General features: G+C 41.2%; 21 protein-coding genes and 1 pseudogene. 2 read left to right on the top strand and 20 right to left on the bottom strand.

Annotated elements, in window-relative coordinates:
* Positions 1–43: 43 nt before the first annotated feature.
* On the top strand, positions 44–169 hold the full coding sequence (locus NHH15_RS09290; protein ID WP_262066388.1) for a hypothetical protein: 126 nt from the start codon (positions 44–46) through the stop codon (positions 167–169).
* A gap of 145 nt (positions 170–314) precedes the next feature.
* Positions 315–506 carry a hypothetical protein gene (locus tag NHH15_RS09285; RefSeq protein WP_262066387.1) on the top strand — a complete coding sequence of 64 codons (192 nt, stop codon included), beginning with the start codon at positions 315–317 and terminating at the stop codon, positions 504–506.
* A 39-nt stretch (positions 507–545) separates the two neighbouring features.
* On the opposite strand, the gene NHH15_RS09280 is transcribed toward NHH15_RS09285, so the two are convergent.
* The 20 genes and pseudogenes from NHH15_RS09280 to NHH15_RS09185 form a co-directional block, all read right to left on the bottom strand.
* Positions 546–1,529, bottom strand: coding sequence for an N-acetylmuramoyl-L-alanine amidase (locus NHH15_RS09280; RefSeq protein ID WP_262066386.1), 984 nt, complete (start codon positions 1,527–1,529; stop codon positions 546–548).
* A gap of 33 nt (positions 1,530–1,562) precedes the next feature.
* Positions 1,563–2,030, bottom strand: a complete 468-nt coding sequence (locus NHH15_RS09275) for a phage holin family protein (protein ID WP_262066385.1) — start codon at positions 2,028–2,030, stop codon at positions 1,563–1,565.
* Between the two features lie 61 nt (positions 2,031–2,091).
* On the bottom strand, positions 2,092–5,103 hold the full coding sequence (locus tag NHH15_RS09270) for a phage tail protein (protein WP_262066384.1): 3,012 nt from the start codon (positions 5,101–5,103) through the stop codon (positions 2,092–2,094).
* Positions 5,103–6,587, bottom strand: coding sequence for a distal tail protein Dit (locus NHH15_RS09265; RefSeq protein ID WP_262066383.1), 1,485 nt, complete (start codon positions 6,585–6,587; stop codon positions 5,103–5,105). The genes NHH15_RS09270 and NHH15_RS09265 overlap by 1 nt, the downstream gene beginning before the upstream one ends.
* Entirely contained in the window at positions 6,587–10,405 is a 3,819-nt protein-coding gene (locus NHH15_RS09260; protein ID WP_262066382.1) for a tape measure protein, read from the bottom strand. Before NHH15_RS09260 ends, NHH15_RS09265 begins: the two co-directional genes overlap by 1 nt.
* A complete protein-coding gene (locus NHH15_RS09255) occupies positions 10,406–10,987 on the bottom strand; it encodes a bacteriophage Gp15 family protein (protein ID WP_262066381.1) in 582 nt (193 codons plus the stop codon).
* 9 nt (positions 10,988–10,996) lie between these two features.
* Positions 10,997–11,377, bottom strand: coding sequence for a hypothetical protein (locus tag NHH15_RS09250; protein WP_262066380.1), 381 nt, complete (start codon positions 11,375–11,377; stop codon positions 10,997–10,999).
* A gap of 55 nt (positions 11,378–11,432) precedes the next feature.
* Positions 11,433–11,882 carry a phage tail tube protein gene (locus tag NHH15_RS09245; protein ID WP_262066379.1) on the bottom strand — a complete coding sequence of 150 codons (450 nt, stop codon included), beginning with the start codon at positions 11,880–11,882 and terminating at the stop codon, positions 11,433–11,435.
* Positions 11,879–12,268 (bottom strand): minor capsid protein, encoded by a 390-nt coding sequence (locus NHH15_RS09240; protein ID WP_262066378.1) that lies wholly within the window; start codon positions 12,266–12,268, stop codon positions 11,879–11,881. The genes NHH15_RS09245 and NHH15_RS09240 overlap by 4 nt, the downstream gene beginning before the upstream one ends.
* Positions 12,269–12,679: a minor capsid protein gene (locus NHH15_RS09235; protein ID WP_262066377.1), complete on the bottom strand. Its 411-nt coding sequence runs from the start codon at positions 12,677–12,679 to the stop codon at positions 12,269–12,271.
* Positions 12,679–13,020 (bottom strand): minor capsid protein, encoded by a 342-nt coding sequence (locus tag NHH15_RS09230; protein ID WP_262066376.1) that lies wholly within the window; start codon positions 13,018–13,020, stop codon positions 12,679–12,681. The genes NHH15_RS09235 and NHH15_RS09230 overlap by 1 nt, the downstream gene beginning before the upstream one ends.
* Positions 13,017–13,412 carry a head-tail connector protein gene (locus NHH15_RS09225; protein WP_262066375.1) on the bottom strand — a complete coding sequence of 132 codons (396 nt, stop codon included), beginning with the start codon at positions 13,410–13,412 and terminating at the stop codon, positions 13,017–13,019. Before NHH15_RS09225 ends, NHH15_RS09230 begins: the two co-directional genes overlap by 4 nt.
* Positions 13,413–13,438: 26 nt before the next feature.
* Positions 13,439–13,708, bottom strand: a complete 270-nt coding sequence (locus tag NHH15_RS09220; RefSeq protein ID WP_262066374.1) for a hypothetical protein — start codon at positions 13,706–13,708, stop codon at positions 13,439–13,441.
* 10 nt (positions 13,709–13,718) lie between these two features.
* On the bottom strand, positions 13,719–14,606 hold the full coding sequence (locus NHH15_RS09215) for a hypothetical protein (protein WP_262066373.1): 888 nt from the start codon (positions 14,604–14,606) through the stop codon (positions 13,719–13,721).
* 18 nt (positions 14,607–14,624) lie between these two features.
* Complete coding sequence (locus NHH15_RS09210) at positions 14,625–15,212, bottom strand: phage scaffolding protein (protein WP_262066372.1); 588 nt, start codon at positions 15,210–15,212, stop codon at positions 14,625–14,627.
* Positions 15,213–15,370: 158 nt separating this feature from the next.
* A complete protein-coding gene (locus tag NHH15_RS09205) occupies positions 15,371–15,607 on the bottom strand; it encodes a hypothetical protein (protein ID WP_262066371.1) in 237 nt (78 codons plus the stop codon).
* Positions 15,608–17,098, bottom strand: coding sequence for a phage minor capsid protein (locus NHH15_RS09200; protein ID WP_262066370.1), 1,491 nt, complete (start codon positions 17,096–17,098; stop codon positions 15,608–15,610).
* Positions 17,098–18,588 (bottom strand): phage portal protein, encoded by a 1,491-nt coding sequence (locus tag NHH15_RS09195; RefSeq protein ID WP_262066369.1) that lies wholly within the window; start codon positions 18,586–18,588, stop codon positions 17,098–17,100. Before NHH15_RS09195 ends, NHH15_RS09200 begins: the two co-directional genes overlap by 1 nt.
* An 11-nt stretch (positions 18,589–18,599) precedes the next feature.
* Entirely contained in the window at positions 18,600–19,895 is a 1,296-nt protein-coding gene (locus tag NHH15_RS09190; RefSeq protein WP_262066368.1) for a PBSX family phage terminase large subunit, read from the bottom strand.
* A pseudogene (locus NHH15_RS09185) lies at positions 19,892–20,122 on the bottom strand (hypothetical protein); the annotation flags it as partial. The gene NHH15_RS09190 and the pseudogene NHH15_RS09185, both read right to left, overlap by 4 nt.

Here is a 20,122-nt window from a genome sequence, read left to right as displayed (position 1 = left end):
GTGCACCGTATGCTATAATTAAAACATAGAAAGGAGGTAATAAATGGCTAAGAAGAAAAAGAAACACAAAAAGAAGAGCCATATCGACTGGATTCAAATTGTGGTTGAAATCGTCGCTGGACTCTTCACAGGGATTATCTTAATGATAATCGACAGGCTACTCAACTAGCCAATGGAGGGGCGAAAGCCCTTCCATATAATAAATATAACACACTTAGTCATTTTAAACAACATGCGTACAATTACAATCATTATTATAGCGGTCATTGTTGGATTTATTGCTGGTCGCATCTACAAAGTCTGGAGGGATAAAAATGGACGAAAAGAAAATTAGACCTCAAGATAAGTGGAATGCCAAAGCTGGATATATTAGCAAATCCTACAAGCTAAAAAAAGAAATCGTTGCCGACTTTGCCGACGCTTGTGAAAAAGCTGGTGTAAGTCAAGCTGGCCAAATCACCAAAATGATGTTGGAATTCTGTGAGCAAGTTAATAATGCTGAATAACGAAAAACAAGGCTCCCCGGTCAGAGGAGCCTTGAGTGATTATTGCTTCATAATGAGACCACCCGATGAATTAAAGTTACAATTAATCGCAACCTTACCAGTTACCATCTGCCCTTCTGCAACTTTTAATTCCTTTGTTCGTGCTGCCGGACAGAAGTAGTATGCGATACCTGCAACAACGTACAGACCTACAATCATAGCCCCTAGCACGATGCCGTTTGCATCATCATACTTAGTAGAAAGGTAAAACCATCTCTTGGCATCATAAAGCCAACCAGTAACCATCTGCCCCTCTTTATAAGTCTTTCCATCGTGGTGTTTTTTGCCCGATACCGGATTGAGATAGTACCATTTTCCGCTTGTTTTAATCCACCCGGTCATCATAAATCCATCAGCGCCAATGAAGTACCAAGCACCTTTATCAGATACCCAATCATTTACCACATACTTACCGTTCTTTTTATATTTCCACTTCTTACCGACCTGTTCCCATCCTGTCTTCTTTACTTCTTCCGTTTTAATCCCCATTGCATTTAGCAAACCTCTCGCAATCGCATCTAAATTGTTGTTAAACTTTGTGAGATCTGCATGGTTTGTAATGAAGCAGCACTCCACTAATCTGTAAGGATACCCTTTTGCCGCTGCCCTATCCGCATTAGAAAGTGCTTGGTTTACAATCTTGTTAGACCTCCCCTGAAAGTACCCTGATATAAAGTCTGCGATTGCATTGTCTATCGCGTCTGGAGTAAGCCCAGGCTTTATAATTACATGCCCGCCTCTTGCAGTGCTACTGGCTGCATCTAAATGCAATTCTACAATCTGAGTCCCTGCAGGCAAATTAAGATTAGATATAGCACCTGTTGAATAATAATCGATGCTGGTATCCCCTATCGTGACATCTGCGCCCCCCAATGCCTTCATGCGAGCTGCTAATGCCCTTATTCTTTCTGCCTCTGTAAATCCAAATCCGGAAGCACCAGAATCTACACCCCCGTGACCCGTTATAACAAATACTTTTGCCATGATAAAAATTCTCCTTCCAAAAAAGAGCACCCTCTACGGATGCTCCTGATTATCTGTTGTTTCTATTTTGCTCTCTGTCTGGTCTTGTACGTATTTAACCAGCTTAAGCAAAAACGGTGGCAATGGTGTTCCTATATCACCTATGTTCTCTAAAATGCTTATCAACTCATTACAGATTAGCCATATGGCAACTATACAAGCCACTGCAAAATCAAATGGTATGCGATATCCGGCGGTAGCCACTGCATATATGATTAGCTGGTCTAATATAGCCCCAACTACCACTAACAGCCACATACACACCTTTTTCACGATACCCTTCATACTTTTGTAGGACGATATCTTTTCGTCACGACTCGGACTCGCCCAAAGCCCAGTAACATAGTCGATTACATTACATAGGACTAACAAACATACTGGAACAAACAAAACCCCTAGCATGCTTGATACGAAAGCCAAAACACTTGTTACTAAAATCTTAATCTTATCCATTTTCTTCATTTACCTCACCTTCTTTTTCAAAAAAATAACACCCGCCTAGGTGTTGGTTAACGAGTTACATTTATGCAGTCCTTACCCATATAGCTGCCGCAATATATGGCGGTAACTGGTTTTTTGAATCCGAACTAGCGGTATGTTTATGTACAGGTACAGAATGAGTGTGTCCGGGCGTTGTATGGGTATGCCCGCTTCCAGACCCTGTCGAACTGGAAGTGAACCCTGTCCCGCCACTAACAACTAATCTACCGTTAAATGCATTACCAGGAACCCATGCTCCAGCAGTAGAGCTCTCCGTACTGGAACTCTTTACTGGTATAGTGTGGGTATGTCCAGGCATCTGTGCTGCCGTAATAGCTGTGGAGCCAGTATTACCCGCGCCGCCTGTGCCAGTATTAGCTGCAGCATTGTTGGCAACACTAATCGTATGGGAGTGTGTAGAAGAACCTCCTGTTGTGCCAGCCGCCGTTGAGCTACTCGCACCTAATAACATTCTTCCTTCGGCATACCTCGACCATGTAGTACCTGGATAACGTTCCTGAGGGTTGTATCCTGTGGTTATTTCTATTGAGCCTACTGGTGGATAATTAGTATTATTAGCACTTGAAGTTATGGCTTCGAAATATGTTCCGGTATATACCAACTGCACAATCGAGTTTACCTCTAATTGGAGCGTATTGCTTGCCGAAATTTGTGAAGCATTTTTATAGATAGGTGATGATGATACTGAGTTCATTCCCTTGACATCAAGATATATATTCACGGCTGTGTTACCCTGGGCAAAAAGTACGGTAAGTATGCTTCCAGGAAGCAAATCTATTGTTGTTGGGATATCAATTCCTTTATAAGTTGCCGTTGCCTCAGTGTAACAGATTGCATAGAATGTTTTTTCGTCCGATGGCGCTGGGTAAATGTAGGGATTATCTTCATCCGATGGTATCATCCAAGGCTCTTGCTTCCACAACTTTCTTATTGTGCTTGTTGTCGATGCCTGCTTCTGGTACACGATTATGTTGTAATACCAGTAGTCGTAACCTCGATTGGTGCCATAACTACATTTGTTCCACAAAGGGTCTGTTTTCAGCGGCGTTCCCGTCGACAAACTTCGGATGAGCCCAAATTGCTGAATATCGACCGCGTATCCCCTAGTACTGTTGTATGTATCTATTAGTATTGGTTTAGATGTCACAGACCATTTATCGTTGTACTTAAATACTATTTCGCTCCACAAGCACACATAGGGAGTAGGAATGTCATACCGGGATCCTACTGTCCATTCGGTAGGCACCGTACTCGAATTAGATGAGATACCATAATAAATTTCGATTTTTTCTAATTTGGTATTCATCACTAAACTTCGAACCAGCACCTCGCACTCCCCATATTCGCCCATTATCTCAGCGGCATACTTAATCCTCACATCTTCTATAAGTATATTCGAGGCATGTTCAGTCCACGTCAACTCTAGTTCATCACTAGTGCTAGTTTCATAGCCTTTTCTATACCACTTTAGTTTATCGACTTGACTGGTGATATCTGTTTTACCATCATATATTTTTGCCGTAAGAGTTGTCTCCCCTCTTCCGTTGTAGAATATGAGACCGTCACTAGCTTCAATTTTGTAAGTGTATCTACTTTTCCCATCGTTGACATTTGTTACTGTAACCTCATATCCCCCCGACGCTTGTTTGTAGGTGGATTCATATCGAAATACGCTCTTTTCATCTATGTGTTTAGCCTCAATAGATATACTTTTACCTGTCGCAATATATTGTCCATCTTGATACCACTCTATGGTTGCCTTATTTGTTATTTCTGTTACACCATCCAAAACCCTTGCAGTTAAAGTTGTCTTCCCTACACTGTTTTTAAACACTGTTCCGTTGCTGGATATAATCTGGTATTCATACTGCTTATTGGCAGCAATTAGTGCTTCCATGCGATTAATCAAAGATTGTGATATCTGGCTGCCAATATTTTTAAAGTTGGAAAAAGTAGTCCTGTTTTTCGATGGCGTTGTAAAGCTCTCTGTCTGTTCGGACACTCTAGCTTCAATAATTAAAATAGGGTTGAATTGATTATTTTCTATTGTTACCGTATCTCCAGGATTCGTGTCAAAATATCCATCAACCTCATATTCCACCTCTGGAACACAATTCTTTTTCAGTTCTGCTAGTGCAGCTCCGCACAAAGCAGCCTGTGAAGTATACTCTGTCTTAAATCCTTTATTAATGTACCTGTCATTTGTCGAATTAACAGAAGATGGATATCTGTTTCTAGCCTGCACTGCGAGAATTACTCCGTTTTCTAAGACGTATTCAAGGTTCCCATATTTATCATACTTGGGAGGCATATTATATCCGATTAGATATAAATCGTTTTTCCCTGTTGCCGTAATAGCAGTATACAGTTCGTCAATGCTTTCTCTCTTTGATATTGCCTTTATTTCTTTTCCAAGCCTTAATGTCACACTGGTTCTATCGATACCCATGCCCTGATTATTCTCATCGTGTTTTCGATAAACATTCATCCTATTTTCTTTCAACGAATAATCCGGATTTAGGATTGTGACAAACTCTATTTCTGCATCAAATACATTCGCAACTGAGTACAGTCGCCCCAAGGTATTCTGGTCTCCTGTCCATTCATGAGTAATGCGCTTATCAGACACCTCGTTTACATTAATCTTTAATGTTCTCTCTGGATCAAAAATTGCCACGTACTCGGCAAAACTCATAGCTTTTGGAGCCTTGTATGCACCCTGCTCCTCGTTATTTAGTTCCAAAAAGAGAGAATAAGCAGTAAGTGTTATCTTTTGCTCATTCTCTTCTGTGTTGGATATAGTCATCCAGTAGTCTTTCTTACGCCACACAAACGCCAGCTTATTACCAACCGCTAGATGCTTAATGTCATCATTTGTCTTTAAAACATCAAGAGTGAGCACACTGGCATCACCCTCGATGAATCTTGTTAATGTATCATTTGTATAATGCAATGTATCAACCGCCGAATTATCTAATACCGTCAAGGTTTGGCTATCTATACTGTCTCTCACCATTATTCTTACGTTTTCCATCACACCCATGCCTCCCTTATTTCTGCGGTTATCTTGTCGAACACACCGAACGAAGATTTAAAAAATTCCACCGTAGTTTCACCTGGTGGAATCTTAAAATATTGCGTTCCCTTCACCTCGTCATCTATTGCCGGTATCCCATTTACATAAAGTTTTGTGGTATTACCATCAATTACAAGCTCACTACCTGCTGCATATCGGTTCGGGACGTCTCGCCACTTACTTACTCCCACTTTAGTAAATTGGAAGTTCGTGGTCTCCAAATAGTGTCTCGTTATAAACGTGCTATCTAATGCCCTATCATTATGCTGTCCAATATAAAGACCTATCTTGGCACATTCCCAGCTCTTTATTTCGGGGACGGTATATGTGTATTGAACGCCCCAGTAATAAAAAGTTAGCTTATCGCCACTCTTACGTAAATCGGTTGGACCTCGAGTAATATCGAATGAGTTTTCGGTAGTCTTGCTACTCGCCGTAAACGTCCATTCTTTTACTGTACGGGGGTTATTTCCACCCACATAAAACGTGCAACGACCAGTGTTGCCTGATCGGTCATCTTTGGCAACAAAATACCCAGCTATCAATTTATCATCAGCTGTGAAAAAATCAACATTGACACATCCTGTTTGCCCCATCAGTCCCGCTTCGAACCAAAATCTGAACCATGCATAAAAATTCACTGCACCAACTTTGCCATTACTGTCCGGCGGTATAGTTTGCATTTTCATGCCACCATTCCACCAGCCACCACCAGAACCCGGGGAAGTCAAAGACAGGAACTTGCGGTTATTTGATGTAATCTCAGACAAAGTGCCGTTTGTAGATTTATTTACTTTATCCTGGGGATTCTGACCCGTATATCTTGGCCAAGAGCCTATGCCGCCATTTATCAGCCTTTCATTCGCTGTATAGGTTTGTCCATCTTTTTCATCGATTTTCCCAAACTGCATAGCCCCATGCGCGGATACAACACCTACGTAACCATTGTCCTGGTTGCCATGTTTAATTCTAAATGTAACTGGCACCTCTTCAGTACCTTCATTCTTTATTTTTACTGTCGTTTTCCCTCCGCTAGTTGTAGCTGTAAAAGACTTAATAGTCGTGGAATGTGCCAAGCCGTCCGGAACAAGCCATGTGATAGTTCCAATACCAAGAAAATTATTTTCTTCGACGTTTACGTCACCGGTTGGAATTGCTAAGTAATACTTGTCCGGTTCATCACCAAAAACCAGTTTCTTCGGTTCCTTAACATCTAATATTTTCGCAAGAGCTCTACGTTTGGCAATCAAATCATAGCGTAGTTTAAACGGCATAGAAAATTGTGCTTCTTCCTTCGTGGAAGATACAAAACTTCCACCTCTACTGTTTCCAATCTTAAGGAGCTCCACATCTCGACTTGTCCCGATACCTCGCTCAAAACCAGATATAACTGTTAAAAAATCCGATAACTCATGACCATCAAATTTTACGGATAGATTCATTATGCTTCACCCCTTACTTTTTTTCTTATATAGTCCCTTCTATCATTCGTTTGTTTAACAATTGTTGCTGTATTTCTTCCAACAACTTCGTCATTCATCTCAAGGACGTTTTCCACTACAATATATTGCGGGGACTCATTATTTTGCCTGTTGTAATAATTATTTGTTGTATTTGTCCCAACCATAGCTGACACCCTGTTTCCGAGTAACTTCTCAGCATTTAGAGCTGGCAATACAACATTTTCTGCCACTCCTGCAAGTGCAAGTTCTGGATATTTGGCATACTTATCAAACCCATCAGCCCATCCAAGCATCATGTTTTTGGCAATAAAATCACGCATCCACCGTGACGGTGAATGAATATCCATAGCCGCTTGAATAGTTGCCTTTACACGGTCGGCAATGCTTTGTGCTGCGGCAATAGCTGCGTCCCCTCCAGCACTTATTCCTCTCGCAAGTCCATAACCCGCATTTAATCCATAAGAGTAAAAGGCAGATTCTAAGCTTGATACAATAGAGGTCATGCTGCCACAACCGCTCCTTGTGGCGGATACGGAAGCGTTCATACCGTTTGAAACGGCATTTCTAAAACTATTCATCCCAGAATTTGCCACTGCCGTACTTGTAGCAAACCCAACTCTAAACGTCGTTTGCATAGTCTGCATTCCGCTATTCGTTGCTGCGTTTGCCTGTGCCATATTCGTTCTTGTTGTTGCAACAAACATTGTAAATGCCATAGCACTCACCATGTTTATATTTGCCAACCCCACTTGGAATGACATGTTTATCATAGACATCATGCTTTGGATTGTTCCTGTGAGGATTCCCTGTTGTGACAGCACACCATTATTTATACCAATGACAATATTTTGTCCCGTTAAACTGAAATCGGCTGTTGCCATAGCCAAGTTCACGGCTTGGACAACCTGGGTCATGACAGACATTCCCATAGCGCTGTAATCAGCTGCCGCCACAGCTGTGTTAATATCGGTTGTTATTTTTTGTACAACTGTAGTTCCTACTCCTTCAAATCCAGTACTCTCGGTAAATCCTTCATTTATCTTCTGTGTAACCTGTGTTCCAACAATAGCAAAGTTTGCAATGCCAATGGCTTCTACTATTGCACCTAAGATGGTTGTTACCATAGTTGTTCCAAGCATTTTCATAGATTCTTGGCTCTCTGCCATTGAAGTCTGAACCTTTTCGGTTATGCCTGTTGCAACAGTTGTTCCTATCTCAGAACTTTCAACTGCGGTAGTTGCCGCCGTCTCAAACCCCTGCACCATTTCGGTACCTGCAGTGTCAACAGCTTCTTGATTTTCTGTAACGGACGTAGCCACTTTTTCAGACACACCTTGCCCTATTCCGCTAAAATCCGCCGCTGCAACCGTTGAGGCTAATGTCTCAGGAATTGTTTTGGCCATTGCTTCAATTTCAGGTGCTAAGTCTATACCACCTATTTTTTCTTTTAATGCTACATCGGCATGATCACCAGCAAGCGAAAATTGATTTGATAATGTGGATAATTCTTCATCTGTCGCACCAACCATTGTAGCCACATGCTGAGCATATTCTGGACCTAGTTCTCTCATACGCTGCACAAACCCTTGGTCGAGTCCTAAATCTGCTGCTCTTTGTGCAAGAGTTTGTATATTTGTCGACCAGTCTAGCATTGCCTGTTGGTTAAATTGTAGGTTCTGTATCATTTCATCCATTGATTGCGCTGACTTTATCGAAATCTGGTCAAACATATCGGATGACTGTGTATACAAGTCCTGATAAGCCGATGTTATATCGTCTACAGCGCTTTTAGCACCATCTGACAATTTGTCATAGGATGAAACCATTTGCCCTGTTGTGGCATCTGTGGTTTGTTGTTGTTCAACAAGGCTTGATTCCATACGTCCTGTTAGTAGCTCGATTTCGTCACCGCTTTTTCGATACGCCTCTTGGAGTTCCGATTCTTTCTCAACTGCATCTACTTGTTGCTGCGAATAAAGTTGACGAATCTTCGAATACTCAAGTATTCCCTCTTTTTCTTCTTTGCTAATACCTTTTGTTTTCTCTTTCACCTCGTTCAATTGATTCTCGATAGCAATTTGCTCTTTCGTGGCTTCGACAAGCATTTCTTGTGCTGCCTGTGCCTCTGCTAAATCTTTCCATGCCGATATTTGTGCCCGTATTTCCCCTTCTGTTTTATTCAACGTTCCGCTTACCGAATCATAAGCTAGATTCAATCCATCTACCGAGCTGTTAAGAGTGTTTATAACACTTTGTAATTCTTCCAAACTCCCCGAGCCATTTTTCACATCTTTTGCCAACGAAACAACTTGACTTGCTAACTTGTTATACGCTTGTGACTCATTATCAATATCTGATAATTGCTCTTTTCTAGCTTTTTGATTTGACTCTGTACTTTTCAATAATTCATTTGATGAGCTGATTAGCTCCTCATGCTCTTCCCGCATCTTTCTCAAATTATCATTGTTACTCATTATCACTTTGTCTAGAGCCATTACGCCGCCCACTAAAACGGCTAACGCTGCCGCCGTAGCTATAGCAGGGTTTGCAAGCATTACATCATTCCACAAGCTTGTTGCTGCTGTTACAATGCCTATTTGCCCCGTCAAGACACCTATAAGTAATGTTTTGGTTGTGATAACTCCATTATTCGCTAGTTGCATAGCTGTGTCTCTTTCTGTTGCCTTTGTTGCAGCTGCTTGAGCTGCTGCTCTTGAGCTTAAAACAACCGTGTAGCTTCCTGTTACAAGGTCAGCAGTCATAAGTGCGCTATTAGCAATTTCAAGTGCGGTACTTACTTTTCTCACAACACTATCTATTGTCATAGCCGCCTTAAATGCGATCAGTCCAGCGGTTGCCCCTTTGATGGCTGGCGTAAGCGCAACAAATGCTTTTCCAGCAAACTCTACGCTTTTCGCCACACCCTTGAATACATCATTAATGGTTCCCTTCAAGGAATTAAGATTCTGTGCTATATTCTTTCCCGTCATTGTTGTTACCATCTTGTCAAACGCCGTAATAACATCCGTAACACCTTTTGTTACTGCGGTTTTAATGTTTTTAAAGGATGTAGCGATACCCTCAGAGTTTACTCTTGCTAGCTCTGCGAATCCTCCCATACCTTCGTTAAGCTCAACTAATTTTGCATTAAAATCACTAAATGTTATTTCTCCATCTCTCAAAGCAGCGTAAAGATCATTCTTTGCCGACTCTCCCACAAAGCCAAAGGACTCTGCAACCTTAGTAAGGGCATAAGGCATTGTCTCTAACAACGTCTTCCACGACTGCATATCAACCTTCCCGGATGATAACATCTGCACATATTGGGTTAATCCACGACTTGCATCAACTGATGATGCACCAGAAGCCAAGAAAGCATTGTTTAGAGCTATTGTTGTATCTGTGGCACTTTCCAAATCTCCTGTGATGAGGGCGAGGTTTTGAGCTGATGCCACCACTTCATCTAGGGATGTTGGAAGTCCGTCTATGCCATCTGAAAGCTTGTTAATCGCATTCTTAGCATCCAAAGCAGAATATCCTAAGTTTTGCATCATCTTTGGGAATCGGTTCATGGTATCAAATCTTGATATCGCCCCATCCAAGGAGCTTTTAAGAATTTCTAAGCCCTTAGCCGCCGCTTTTGCTGCCAAGAGTGATACAGTCATAGTCTTTATGCCCGAATTAGCTTTCTGTGCCGAACCGTCTAGCCCATTGAATGAGTTTGAGATTTCGTTTACACTACGAGAAGCATCTTTGTCATCTACATTAATGACTATTTTTACTTTTCCATCCGCCATTTACTCACCTTCTTCCTCTTCCGGTAATCTGTATATTTCCTTTAGTTTCGCCATCCGGGTATGTTCCTTTTCATTTTTGCTCGGCTTTTTCCAAGTCCGGATTGACACCACCTGGGAAAACTTTGTATTACTTGGTAGTCCCGATAAAAGGGCTTGAAATTTTGTCCATGACAGTTTCCCTTGCTCTTCAATCAAATCAATCCCGTAAGCTTGCATAAAAGAGGCGTAGATAAACTCGGCATCATGTTTTAAAGAGTAGTTCCGTTCTTCAGGGTCTTTCATTTGTGGTAATTCATTCCCTGCAATGTCGTACTTGATTTCTTCCTTACCTTTGCCGATAAAAAGCTCAATAAGCTGATTAAACACCTTGTTCAGCTCATTAAAATCCCTTTCAAGGAGTTCATCACCGTCTAAATCCCCCAGGAACATTTGCAAGCCGATAATGACCTTATAAGCTGGCTCTACCATGACATCGTTTAGCATGTCGATAAGCCTTATTACATTGTCAAAAGAATCATCTACCGGATATATCTTTCCATCTATCTCAATATCTGTTTCTGGTTTATAAGCAAGTGAAAACAATACAATCACCTACTTTGTCAGATACTTTGATGCAATAGCTTTCATTGGGTCTTCGGTAATCTCCTTTTTGATGCCTAAGCACAACTCAAAAAAGTAAAACGCAATATTTGTCACTGACGGAATTAGTTCGTAGATTTTGTCATAGGCACCTTCTTCCAACATGGAATCAAGAGCGTCTTTAAGCAGCTTTCCTAATGCGTCTATCTTTTCTGGCGTTGCTTCCTCATTGGCTTCTTCCGTTTCATCGAAAAGCTCATGATATGTTTTTTGATATCCGTTTAGTTTTTTATAAAACTCCTTGATATGCTCATCCGACTTATCAAACTTGAATTTCAGCTCCCCAATCTCCACATCTATATAAGGTTTTTCCATTAAAATCTTAATTGCCATTGTTTTTCCTCCTAAAAAGAGCGATAAGGTCTCTCTCCCTACCGCTCCTATCTTCTTATGCTCCTGTGTTTGTTTCCTCTGGGATTTGGTCATAGTTCAAAATGCAACCAAATGCTTCGTACTCAGACGCTTCACCGGAACCGGCTTTAATTTCCGATACGGTCGCAACTCCAATTGCTGTTACTCCGTCTGTCTGTACTACCTTGTGCCATACCTTACGGTCGTCTCCAAGTTTTCTCTTCATTCCTGCAATTAATTTCTGTGCAGGGTCTTCTGGATCATAAGTTCCTTCTACTGTCCATTTCTCAGAAACTGATGTAACATCTGTAGATGGGGTTCCGTCTCCAGCGTAATCCGCATAGTCATCTGATGCCTCATCGGTATCATCTGAAATGTTAGTAATCCATTTGGCCAGCTCTAAATAAGCTTCATCTGCCGGTTTTGTTTCTGCGTTCGTGTAAGGTGCGATAAAGTGACCCCTTAGGGCATTCTTTTTTCTACTCATTGTTTTCCTCCTGTTGTTAAGTTCGCTTGAAAATCCAATAAAAAAACGAACCAACCTTGTTCATCTGCATCGTTGATGAATGGCTTGCTCGTTATGTTTAAATCATTGAATTCAAACTGTTTACTTTCTAAAGTTTCCATTGTTTCTAAAAAATCAGCCACAAGCCAAAGACAGGTGTCTATTTTCCCTGCATCTTTAGACTTCATAGCAATTTCGCAATTTAGTTCAATATCCTTTGCCCCATCCATATAGGTTTGAGCTTTTTGTCCGCCTGGAAGCGGATAGAGTACCATGCATTCCGTGGGACCAAGATACCCTTTACGGATTGGCAAAGGAAGGTTCGGAATCTGATTAATCGACTCCACTAATTTGTCCATAAAATCCATTTAAAATCCTGCTCCTTTCAAGAATGCTTGCTCCCATTTTTTCATATACAGTCCTTTCGCTTTTAAATCCCAACGTGGACCAGTACCAAGTGTTGAGTAACCTTTCTTAAGCAATTTGGGGTTATTCTTGAGTGCCCAAAAGATAAACTTACGTTGCTTATCTGTAAGTTTCTTCTTTCTTCCGCCCTTAGGACCGTAAAACTGAATACCTGCATACTCAGTACTCCATATCAACTCACTACCATCTCCAGACACGCGTCCAGTTTGCCGTAAGGTGTTTGACTTTTTCGGCACAAATTGATTCATGTCTGCAAGCATCTGATTCGCCATTGCATATTGTCCACGTTTAAAATTACCCCTGGATAGCTTTTTTGATACACCATCCAAATCAATGCTAATTGATACACCCATTAGACCACTTCCAATTCATAAGAATATAGCTCTTTAGTGTAAGGCTCGTAGATAGGTACTACCTTCGTTAGGATGTGTTCTTTTTCATCAAAGATGATTTTTGACATCTCCTTAAACCCCGGCATAGGTGTTGACATACCAGTGTAACAAAAGATTACCGCATTGTAGAGCAGGTGCCTACCTGTACCATCGAAGGTATACCGAGATTCCCGGTCAATACGACACACTTGAATATCGACCGGCTCTGCATAAATTGTTTCTCCCCAAGAAGCTTCCCCCTGTACCTCACAATACTGAAAAGCATCAATCAGAAATTCTTCTGGTGGTTTTGGTGCACTCATCTCATCACCCCCCGGTATAATAAACCAGTACCCTCTAAATATAGCATCACATCCTCAGCCAAAAGTTCTTTTGACTCATTTTTACCTCCGGCATTGTATCGGCTCCCAAGAGATACTGATGTCCGGCCAGCGGAAAAGCTCTGAGGCATCTTATTGATAGCCTCATAAGTGTCTCCGCCCATTTCAACAAAATAGAGAATCTGAGCGCATAGAGCCTTCTTGAACTGAGTTGAGCGAAATCGATTATCCTGTATGATATCATTGAAGTGGTAAAAGTTCCGGGTCAGATTATCAAGAACAGACTGTGCCTTAGGTAAGAATCTATCAAAAACAGGTTCTTCTACTTCATCTCGGTTTGTCAGCTTTTTGAACTCTTCATAGGTCAAATACATGGTCATTCCTCCTAAGGAAGAGAATACTACTTGCCTTCCTCTTCTTTATCTCCTCTTGTAAGGGTTTTTGTCTCCTTTTTTACATTTTTGGTGTCGGGTTCTTTGGGTTGTTCCGGTTCCTTGAGCGGTTCCGAAATCTCTTCAATCAGAGGGACTCCCTGGAGATTCTTACTTGTTGACAGTATCTCCAACCGCTCCTTCGTCACTTTAAGGCCTTCCCGGGGGAATGTATCCCCCTCATCATACTTGTGACCTTTATCTTCAATATCTGTAAACATTTTAACTACTCTATACATATCCTACCTCCTACGCTCCTGTGAATAGTACCTTAGATACTGCCTTTTTGTTGTCATCAAGAATAAATTCTCCGGCTTTACCTGCTCCCTGAAGAGCGACACCGTCAAAGTCCTCGGATTCAATTGTACGTGCAGTATTGATGCCGGTAAATGCCTTACCTACTCCAGTGATGTATGCATAAGCAACTTCCCCTGTCTGCATAAGTTCATCCGGCATCTCTTCGATTAAGAACCCTTTAAATTTAACAACACCATTCTCATCAATATTGGCTGTGGAATGTTTACTGGTTGTCATAAGCGGGTGATCTACAATAGCATTGTAGAGATCGGCATTTACCTTTGCTGCCTTTGTGCCAATCGCCTGAATATTTACATAGTACTTAGACAGCTCATTGAAGAGTGTCAGTACTGCCTCCGGTGTGTACGCCGCCAAATTAATAGACTTTCCTGCCGCATTGGAAATAAACTTTCCGTGCTGTGCATTGAATTTTTGAACCTTTGCTTGTGCCTGAAGATCCAGTCTATCTGCAACAGCTGCATTAAAGTCATTATTTACCGTGTGTCGATCAATTCCTTCGTGGAATACCCACTCCCAGGTATAAGGTACCGGTGTATCCTGATAGATAATTTCTTTTCTCTCTCCAAAACGGGTGGATTTCCCTGTTCCGGATCCGAAACCTACATTCGCATCTTTGATATATGCGTTTCCCACCACGACAGGAATGTCAGAGGTTTTTACATAAAATGCAGTATCATTGTGCTGCACTCCATCAAGTGCTTCAATCCCACCTCCAAAAAAGTCTGCAAAATATGCTTGCTTCTTAAAAACTGCCGATAACAGCTGCTTAAATTGCTTTTGATAACTACGTGCTGCTTTGTTCTGATTGTGTGTTGACATAATAAATTCTCCTTTTTCTTATTCGTATTTTGCGAGTTTCGCTTCAAACGGATCATTAGGTGTTGAATTTCCACCTGTTGGATTTCCCTTATGAACGATTTGTGGGGGTACAACCTCTGGCTCAATAGATTCCTCGTGTTGGAATAAGAAAGCTTTGTTTTCTTTCAATCCATTTAATTGTTCCTCGAATCCTTGGAGTTTCCCGTCTACGAGCTTTACCGTATCTTTGTCAATCTGACCCAATACGATATCCGCATCTAAGGCTTTTGCATCCTTAATAGCCAGCCTTAAAGCATAGTCCATGTCCTTTGCCGTCAATGCCTCTTGGTAGGTCTTTTCAGACTCATTAAACTTTTCTTGCAGCGTTTCAAGCTGTTTCGTAAGTTCTTCGTTCCCTTTGGCTGCTTCCTTTAGGGCGTTTAGCTCCGTTTGATTAGTTTGTAACTGTTCTTCCAGTTGCTCTTTTTGACCTTTGAGTTTCTCGTATCTTTCTCCAAGCTTTTCCTCATTTGCCAGATAAAATTTATTCTCAGGCATGCCACTGACAATCGCTTCTGCTTGTTCCTCAGATAACCCTTGTTTCAATAGATACTCTTTAAATGTCATATTTCTTCCTCCTATACGCTTTTTACGTGGTTGCATCACCTTAGTTTGTTGTTATCCCATTTATTACGCCCTGGATAAAGGAGGGCATAAGAAAAAGCCCCATAAGAGGCTTTTGTATATAAAAATAGCACCTAACCAGATTTGATTAAGTGCTAGATTTATTCAATTATGTCGATTTCTTTAATGTCTGAAACAAATACCAGTTCTAATGGGTATTGCTTCGGTGGTTTAAAGGGTAGATGCTGACATTTTTCATACACAAGTAGTGCGTCTCCTTCGTCATTATCTATTTCTAGTTCGCATTCATCCACTAAGCCTGTGATTACGGTTCCATCATTTTTGATTATCTGAACGATATGATTTTCGTAATCATATACATTTATGTTTTTTGGCATTTACTCCCTCCAATCTTTTTGCCTTGTCGGTGCAATGTGACAACCTGTTTTTGACAGGTGTATAGTTCCCCTAGTTGTCTTATAAGCCTTGTTGGTTTTCTGGTCAACGTAATACCCGATTTCTTCTGCAAAATCTGCTTTAATGCGTTGTTTCGTGGCATTCTGCAACGCAACATGAGTGTCTATAAGTATCTGTGCTTTTTCTTGGCTTATGGTCAAGTAACCAGGTGCACCACCTGCCTTTGTCTTTTTCTCAAAATAGTCCTCATACTCCTTCGTGCCTTGAATATGTCTGTTGAATTTTTCGGGATTTATCTTTGTTCTCATTATAGCACTATTTTCATGGTCTTTCACCAGCAAATCTAAAGGAGTAAAGACTTTTTCACGGCTTAAATCTCTGTACAACCACTTATTGCTTTCCACAAGCTCTCTCATGCGGTTATTGGTCGCTTTTATGGATTTATTCCATCGTTTCACACTTTCCTTGTCTCCCATTTCATCCGCAACCATCTTACGCTTTTTAAGGTCTATCAGTCTGCGTTCTAACCTCCGTTGTTCGGTTCGTTTCTTGGCAACTTCGGCATTCTCCTTTAAATCATACTTTGGCTGGTTATTGGTGTTTACACCGGGAATAAACGGTATCCATGCATGTTGGCAGTTACACCCTCTATGTCCTCCCGGTGCGCCGTAGTCAGCTCCCCAATATGGGTCATACAAGCTCCGGTATTCTGAACCTTCTGGCAATTGCTCTATGGGTCTTATATCCACAACATTTCCTTGGATAAGGCTACATGCAAGTCTTGCCCCCATGTGACTTGTTACAACTACTGTATGGACGCCATAGTCAGCCATACGCTCGGTTCTTATCGTGTTGTAAGTATTGGCTAGGGTAGAGTCTAAAACTGTCTGTACGTAACGTTCTAGGCTCCAGGCATGACCTCCCTTGTCTATAAAGGTGCTTCGTATCCCTTTCTGTGCTAATTCAACCACTGCTCTTTCAAGGGCTTCTGTCCTTGTGTACATACCGGTATTAAAAGCTGCCTGTGTCCGGTTTAGGACTCCTGTGTAAGCCTTGGTCGCTGTACTCCCATACTCATAGTTAGTGCTAATTAATGTTTGATTGACATAATTATTAATCTCACTCCAACACTGCTTTGCATACCCTCTCATTACTTGGTCTACATTGTTGGGATAAGGTTGGTTGTCATAAGGCATACTGCTATCAATCTCAACAACAAAAGAATGGCCGGCAACCTCAAACATCCTGTTTATCTCTTCCTCTGCGATGTCTGTTACCTTGGCAATCTCTTTTGCCACATCCTTGTTAAACAGATGCAAGTCTTTTAATGCCTTTGCATGCCATTCTCTTATATCTGTATGGTCATTGTTTAAGCGCTCAACAATCAGCCGGATAATTTCCCCAGTCAGTGACTCATATAATTCTGCCATCTGCCATGTCCATATATCCATTTGGTGCGGGGTAATTTTCATTATTCACCACTCCCGTATATTTTCTCATGATCCTTTTCTTCAATTTCCTTGTAGTCCAAGCCAGAACGCTCATGTTGTATGTTGTTGTACCAGGTCTTGGCCTCTTTATCCGTAAGACCAAACTGACGCTTTATGGCTTCTACGATTGGCATCATGTCACCTTGTACCGCCTTAAGGTTATAATCAAGCTGTGCTTCTTTGCTTACGAATACGCCATCGTCAAAATCAATGCTCACATCTCCTGGGTCTTTTGCATATAATCCGTAAGCCCTTGCAAGCTCAAATATCGTGATAACAAGCTCTTTAAGTGCATCCTCTATGATAAGCACATTGTCCGAACGAGTTGAAAAGGTCTCAGTGTTATCACTAATTACCTCTGTCGCTGTCTTTATAGTTTCACCATCAAAGGAAAATGTACCGACACTAAATCCCGTCTGCATCTCAAAAATACGAAGAAGAAAGTTAATACTCTCTATGTACTCAGTTGCCCTTAATGATGGTGCAAATGCATCAATAAACGGCTCATCTGTCTTTAACCTTTGGTAAATATCGGTCTTACTGTCAAACCTTTGTATGGGATTGCCTTTTGTATCATACCGGACCGTAAAAAAGTGATCTGATGCAAGAATCTTGGAAGCTGCCTTATCAATTTCCCACATAAACTGGTCGTACTTATCATTTATATCCAATAGTTGCTTTTTACCATTGTCAATAATCCCTGCTCCTAGTGGGCTGTTTAGATTCGCGTTGTTTTTACCTGCAAGTCTTATGTAAACAAATAAAGGACGTGAAAAGCCTTTTAGGATTACTGATGCTTCTAAGTCTGCATATTTGTCAAGAGCGGTAAGGGGAACGCGAATACCAACTTTTCCTTTGTCCTCAGAGCGATAAAGCTCGTTTGATATCACATAAGCATCCTCCACCCACTCATGAAACTCTAATAGGGTATAATAAATCGTCTTTTTGTCTTCCACCATCTGTGTAACTGTCGAGATAGCCGCCTCTGATATATCGTTTGTATTTGACTCCAAGGGGAAAAAGCTATCTGCATGGCAATAAGCAATCTTAATTTGATTCCCGTCCACGTATGGACGTAATACAAGGCCACTAATTGCATATCCTGCTTCCAGTTCGTCCCCGAAGTTCTTTCTAAATTTATTTGTCCGGAATACATTTTCAAGGAATTCATTTGCGTTATCTTCATCTGCCTTTATTTCGCAACCTTCGTTGAATATCAGTTTTGACATTTTCCGGGCAGCTATCTTGGCAACATTAAGAGAATGATAGTCTCTCTCCTCCTGCTTTCCCTCACTGGATAGGTAATAAACCTTTCCGAACTGTTGCGTATATATTCTCTTATTCTCTAATATCCTCTCATATTCGTCTTTTGGCATTGCAATCTTAGGATGGTCTAAGATACTGCCTAAACTATCCACTAATCCCATTTTTGCACCACCCTTTCGAAATAAATTTTTGATTCTCTCAAACACATCTTATCCTCCTACACTAGGTATGTTTTGGTAAAGTAATTAACTCCATACCGCAATTCATCACAAGCATGGTTGTTTTTATCCACCGGGATTCCATTAGCTGTCCTTACGTACATCCCCATTTCTTTTATGAGATTGTAATGATCATAGGTATCCTCAATATCGTACAAAAAAAGAACGCCCTTCGTTAATGCGTTCTGTACTCTCTCAATTCCAACTTCTATTTTTAATCCATTGCTGGATATCTTATCACTGCTATTATTATCAGCCTTATCTGTCATGATGCCAAGCAGGTGCAACTCCTCACGTAATGACTTACACGCCGGGTCTACAAAAAAATTATTCCAGTGCGGAAAATCCGACCAACGTTCTTTACACCATTCTATAAATATTTTTATCTCTTTAGCATAAATCGACATAGCCTTTACATTTCCTGTCTCTGTTCCACTGTGATAATAATTCGCCAGTCGATACAGTAAATATCCTCCATCTTCTATACTGTAGGTTACTACCCAATAAGCACAGGTGGTTGCATCTCCCTGCCCACCGTCCGCGGTAAAGAATGTTTCTATCACATTCCCCTTAATTGATCGTGTAAGATGTTTTTTTTCAGAGAACATGGCATAAATTACACCTTCCGGCATTCTCCGTTTTCCATACCAGTCCCGATCTAGCAAGTATTCACTTGCAGATAATTCTGCCTTAAGCTCTGCTTTTCGTTCCGGTGTGAGAATTGGATTATCATGTGGTCTCCAATGCCTGAACCTATATGTTCTTGCATCCTCAAATCTTTTTAGCAGCTCCAGATTCGGATGATTCGGTGCCGGCGGGTTCTGCTCTCCCAGGTGATATCTTTGCTTTGCAGCAAAGGTACGTCGGAAGCACTCATTTATAAAATCAGGATGCAATAAGTTAAACTCTAAAAAAGTAACTGTGCCAAGAGACATACCTGTAACCGCTCCAACACTGTTTACTTTGCCGCCCCCTTTATAATAAATCTTCTTTTCTCCATTAGGCGCATGTATCAAAAGATGATCTCCATGCTCGTCATGTTTTATATCTGCACATCCGGAAAAGATATGCACCAATCCAAAACCGTCACCATCCATAAACATACGATAAGCCTGCTCTTGATTATATGCCGTCACAAGATGATTCTGATCCGGAGACCGTAAATAGATCGCTGCCATCTTAAATATATCAGCAGTTGTCTTTCCTGATCTAGGCGTTCCTTCGTTTAATTCAAAAGTAATCCCTTTAATACTCTGCCGGATATTTTCCTGTTGTTTTGCGCTAAAAGCAATCACTGATTATCACCACCTTGCTCAGAACCATCACCGCCACTCATTACATTATTCAATGCTTCCAATAACTCAAAAGACTTATTGTCTGCGGTTAGTTTGTCCGCAGTATTCTTTGCAACCGTTGCATCCGCTTTCAACTTCTTAATTCTTGCCTTCTGCTCTTTCGTAGCCAGTCCCCAATTCTTGTTCAACATCTCGTCGTACTGCTTTATCAGGTTCCTAAGTTCTGC

The organism is Aequitasia blattaphilus, from assembly GCF_024721305.1.
Lineage (GTDB): Bacteria > Bacillota > Clostridia > Lachnospirales > Lachnospiraceae > Aequitasia > Aequitasia blattaphila.
The sequence above is the reverse complement of the archived record's forward strand: the minus strand, read 5'-3'. Positions and strand labels throughout refer to the sequence as shown.

What these genes read in the sequence shown, in the direction of transcription:
- NHH15_RS09290 (WP_262066388.1), top strand. Translation starts at nt 44, where the DNA reads ATGGCTAAGAAGAAAAAGAAACACAAAAAGAAGAGCCATATCGACTGG.
- NHH15_RS09285 (WP_262066387.1), top strand. Translation starts at nt 315, where the DNA reads ATGGACGAAAAGAAAATTAGACCTCAAGATAAGTGGAATGCCAAAGCT.
- NHH15_RS09280 (WP_262066386.1), bottom strand. Translation starts at nt 1,529, where the DNA reads ATGGCAAAAGTATTTGTTATAACGGGTCACGGGGGTGTAGATTCTGGT.
- NHH15_RS09275 (WP_262066385.1), bottom strand. Translation starts at nt 2,030, where the DNA reads ATGAAGAAAATGGATAAGATTAAGATTTTAGTAACAAGTGTTTTGGCT.
- NHH15_RS09270 (WP_262066384.1), bottom strand. Translation starts at nt 5,103, where the DNA reads ATGGAAAACGTAAGAATAATGGTGAGAGACAGTATAGATAGCCAAACC.
- NHH15_RS09265 (WP_262066383.1), bottom strand. Translation starts at nt 6,587, where the DNA reads ATGAATCTATCCGTAAAATTTGATGGTCATGAGTTATCGGATTTTTTA.
- NHH15_RS09260 (WP_262066382.1), bottom strand. Translation starts at nt 10,405, where the DNA reads ATGGCGGATGGAAAAGTAAAAATAGTCATTAATGTAGATGACAAAGAT.
- NHH15_RS09250 (WP_262066380.1), bottom strand. Translation starts at nt 11,377, where the DNA reads ATGGCAATTAAGATTTTAATGGAAAAACCTTATATAGATGTGGAGATT.
- NHH15_RS09245 (WP_262066379.1), bottom strand. Translation starts at nt 11,882, where the DNA reads ATGAGTAGAAAAAAGAATGCCCTAAGGGGTCACTTTATCGCACCTTAC.
- NHH15_RS09240 (WP_262066378.1), bottom strand. Translation starts at nt 12,268, where the DNA reads ATGGATTTTATGGACAAATTAGTGGAGTCGATTAATCAGATTCCGAAC.
- NHH15_RS09235 (WP_262066377.1), bottom strand. Translation starts at nt 12,679, where the DNA reads ATGGGTGTATCAATTAGCATTGATTTGGATGGTGTATCAAAAAAGCTA.
- NHH15_RS09230 (WP_262066376.1), bottom strand. Translation starts at nt 13,020, where the DNA reads ATGAGTGCACCAAAACCACCAGAAGAATTTCTGATTGATGCTTTTCAG.
- NHH15_RS09225 (WP_262066375.1), bottom strand. Translation starts at nt 13,412, where the DNA reads ATGTATTTGACCTATGAAGAGTTCAAAAAGCTGACAAACCGAGATGAA.
- NHH15_RS09220 (WP_262066374.1), bottom strand. Translation starts at nt 13,708, where the DNA reads ATGTATAGAGTAGTTAAAATGTTTACAGATATTGAAGATAAAGGTCAC.
- NHH15_RS09215 (WP_262066373.1), bottom strand. Translation starts at nt 14,606, where the DNA reads ATGTCAACACACAATCAGAACAAAGCAGCACGTAGTTATCAAAAGCAA.
- NHH15_RS09210 (WP_262066372.1), bottom strand. Translation starts at nt 15,212, where the DNA reads ATGACATTTAAAGAGTATCTATTGAAACAAGGGTTATCTGAGGAACAA.
- NHH15_RS09205 (WP_262066371.1), bottom strand. Translation starts at nt 15,607, where the DNA reads ATGCCAAAAAACATAAATGTATATGATTACGAAAATCATATCGTTCAG.
- NHH15_RS09200 (WP_262066370.1), bottom strand. Translation starts at nt 17,098, where the DNA reads ATGAAAATTACCCCGCACCAAATGGATATATGGACATGGCAGATGGCA.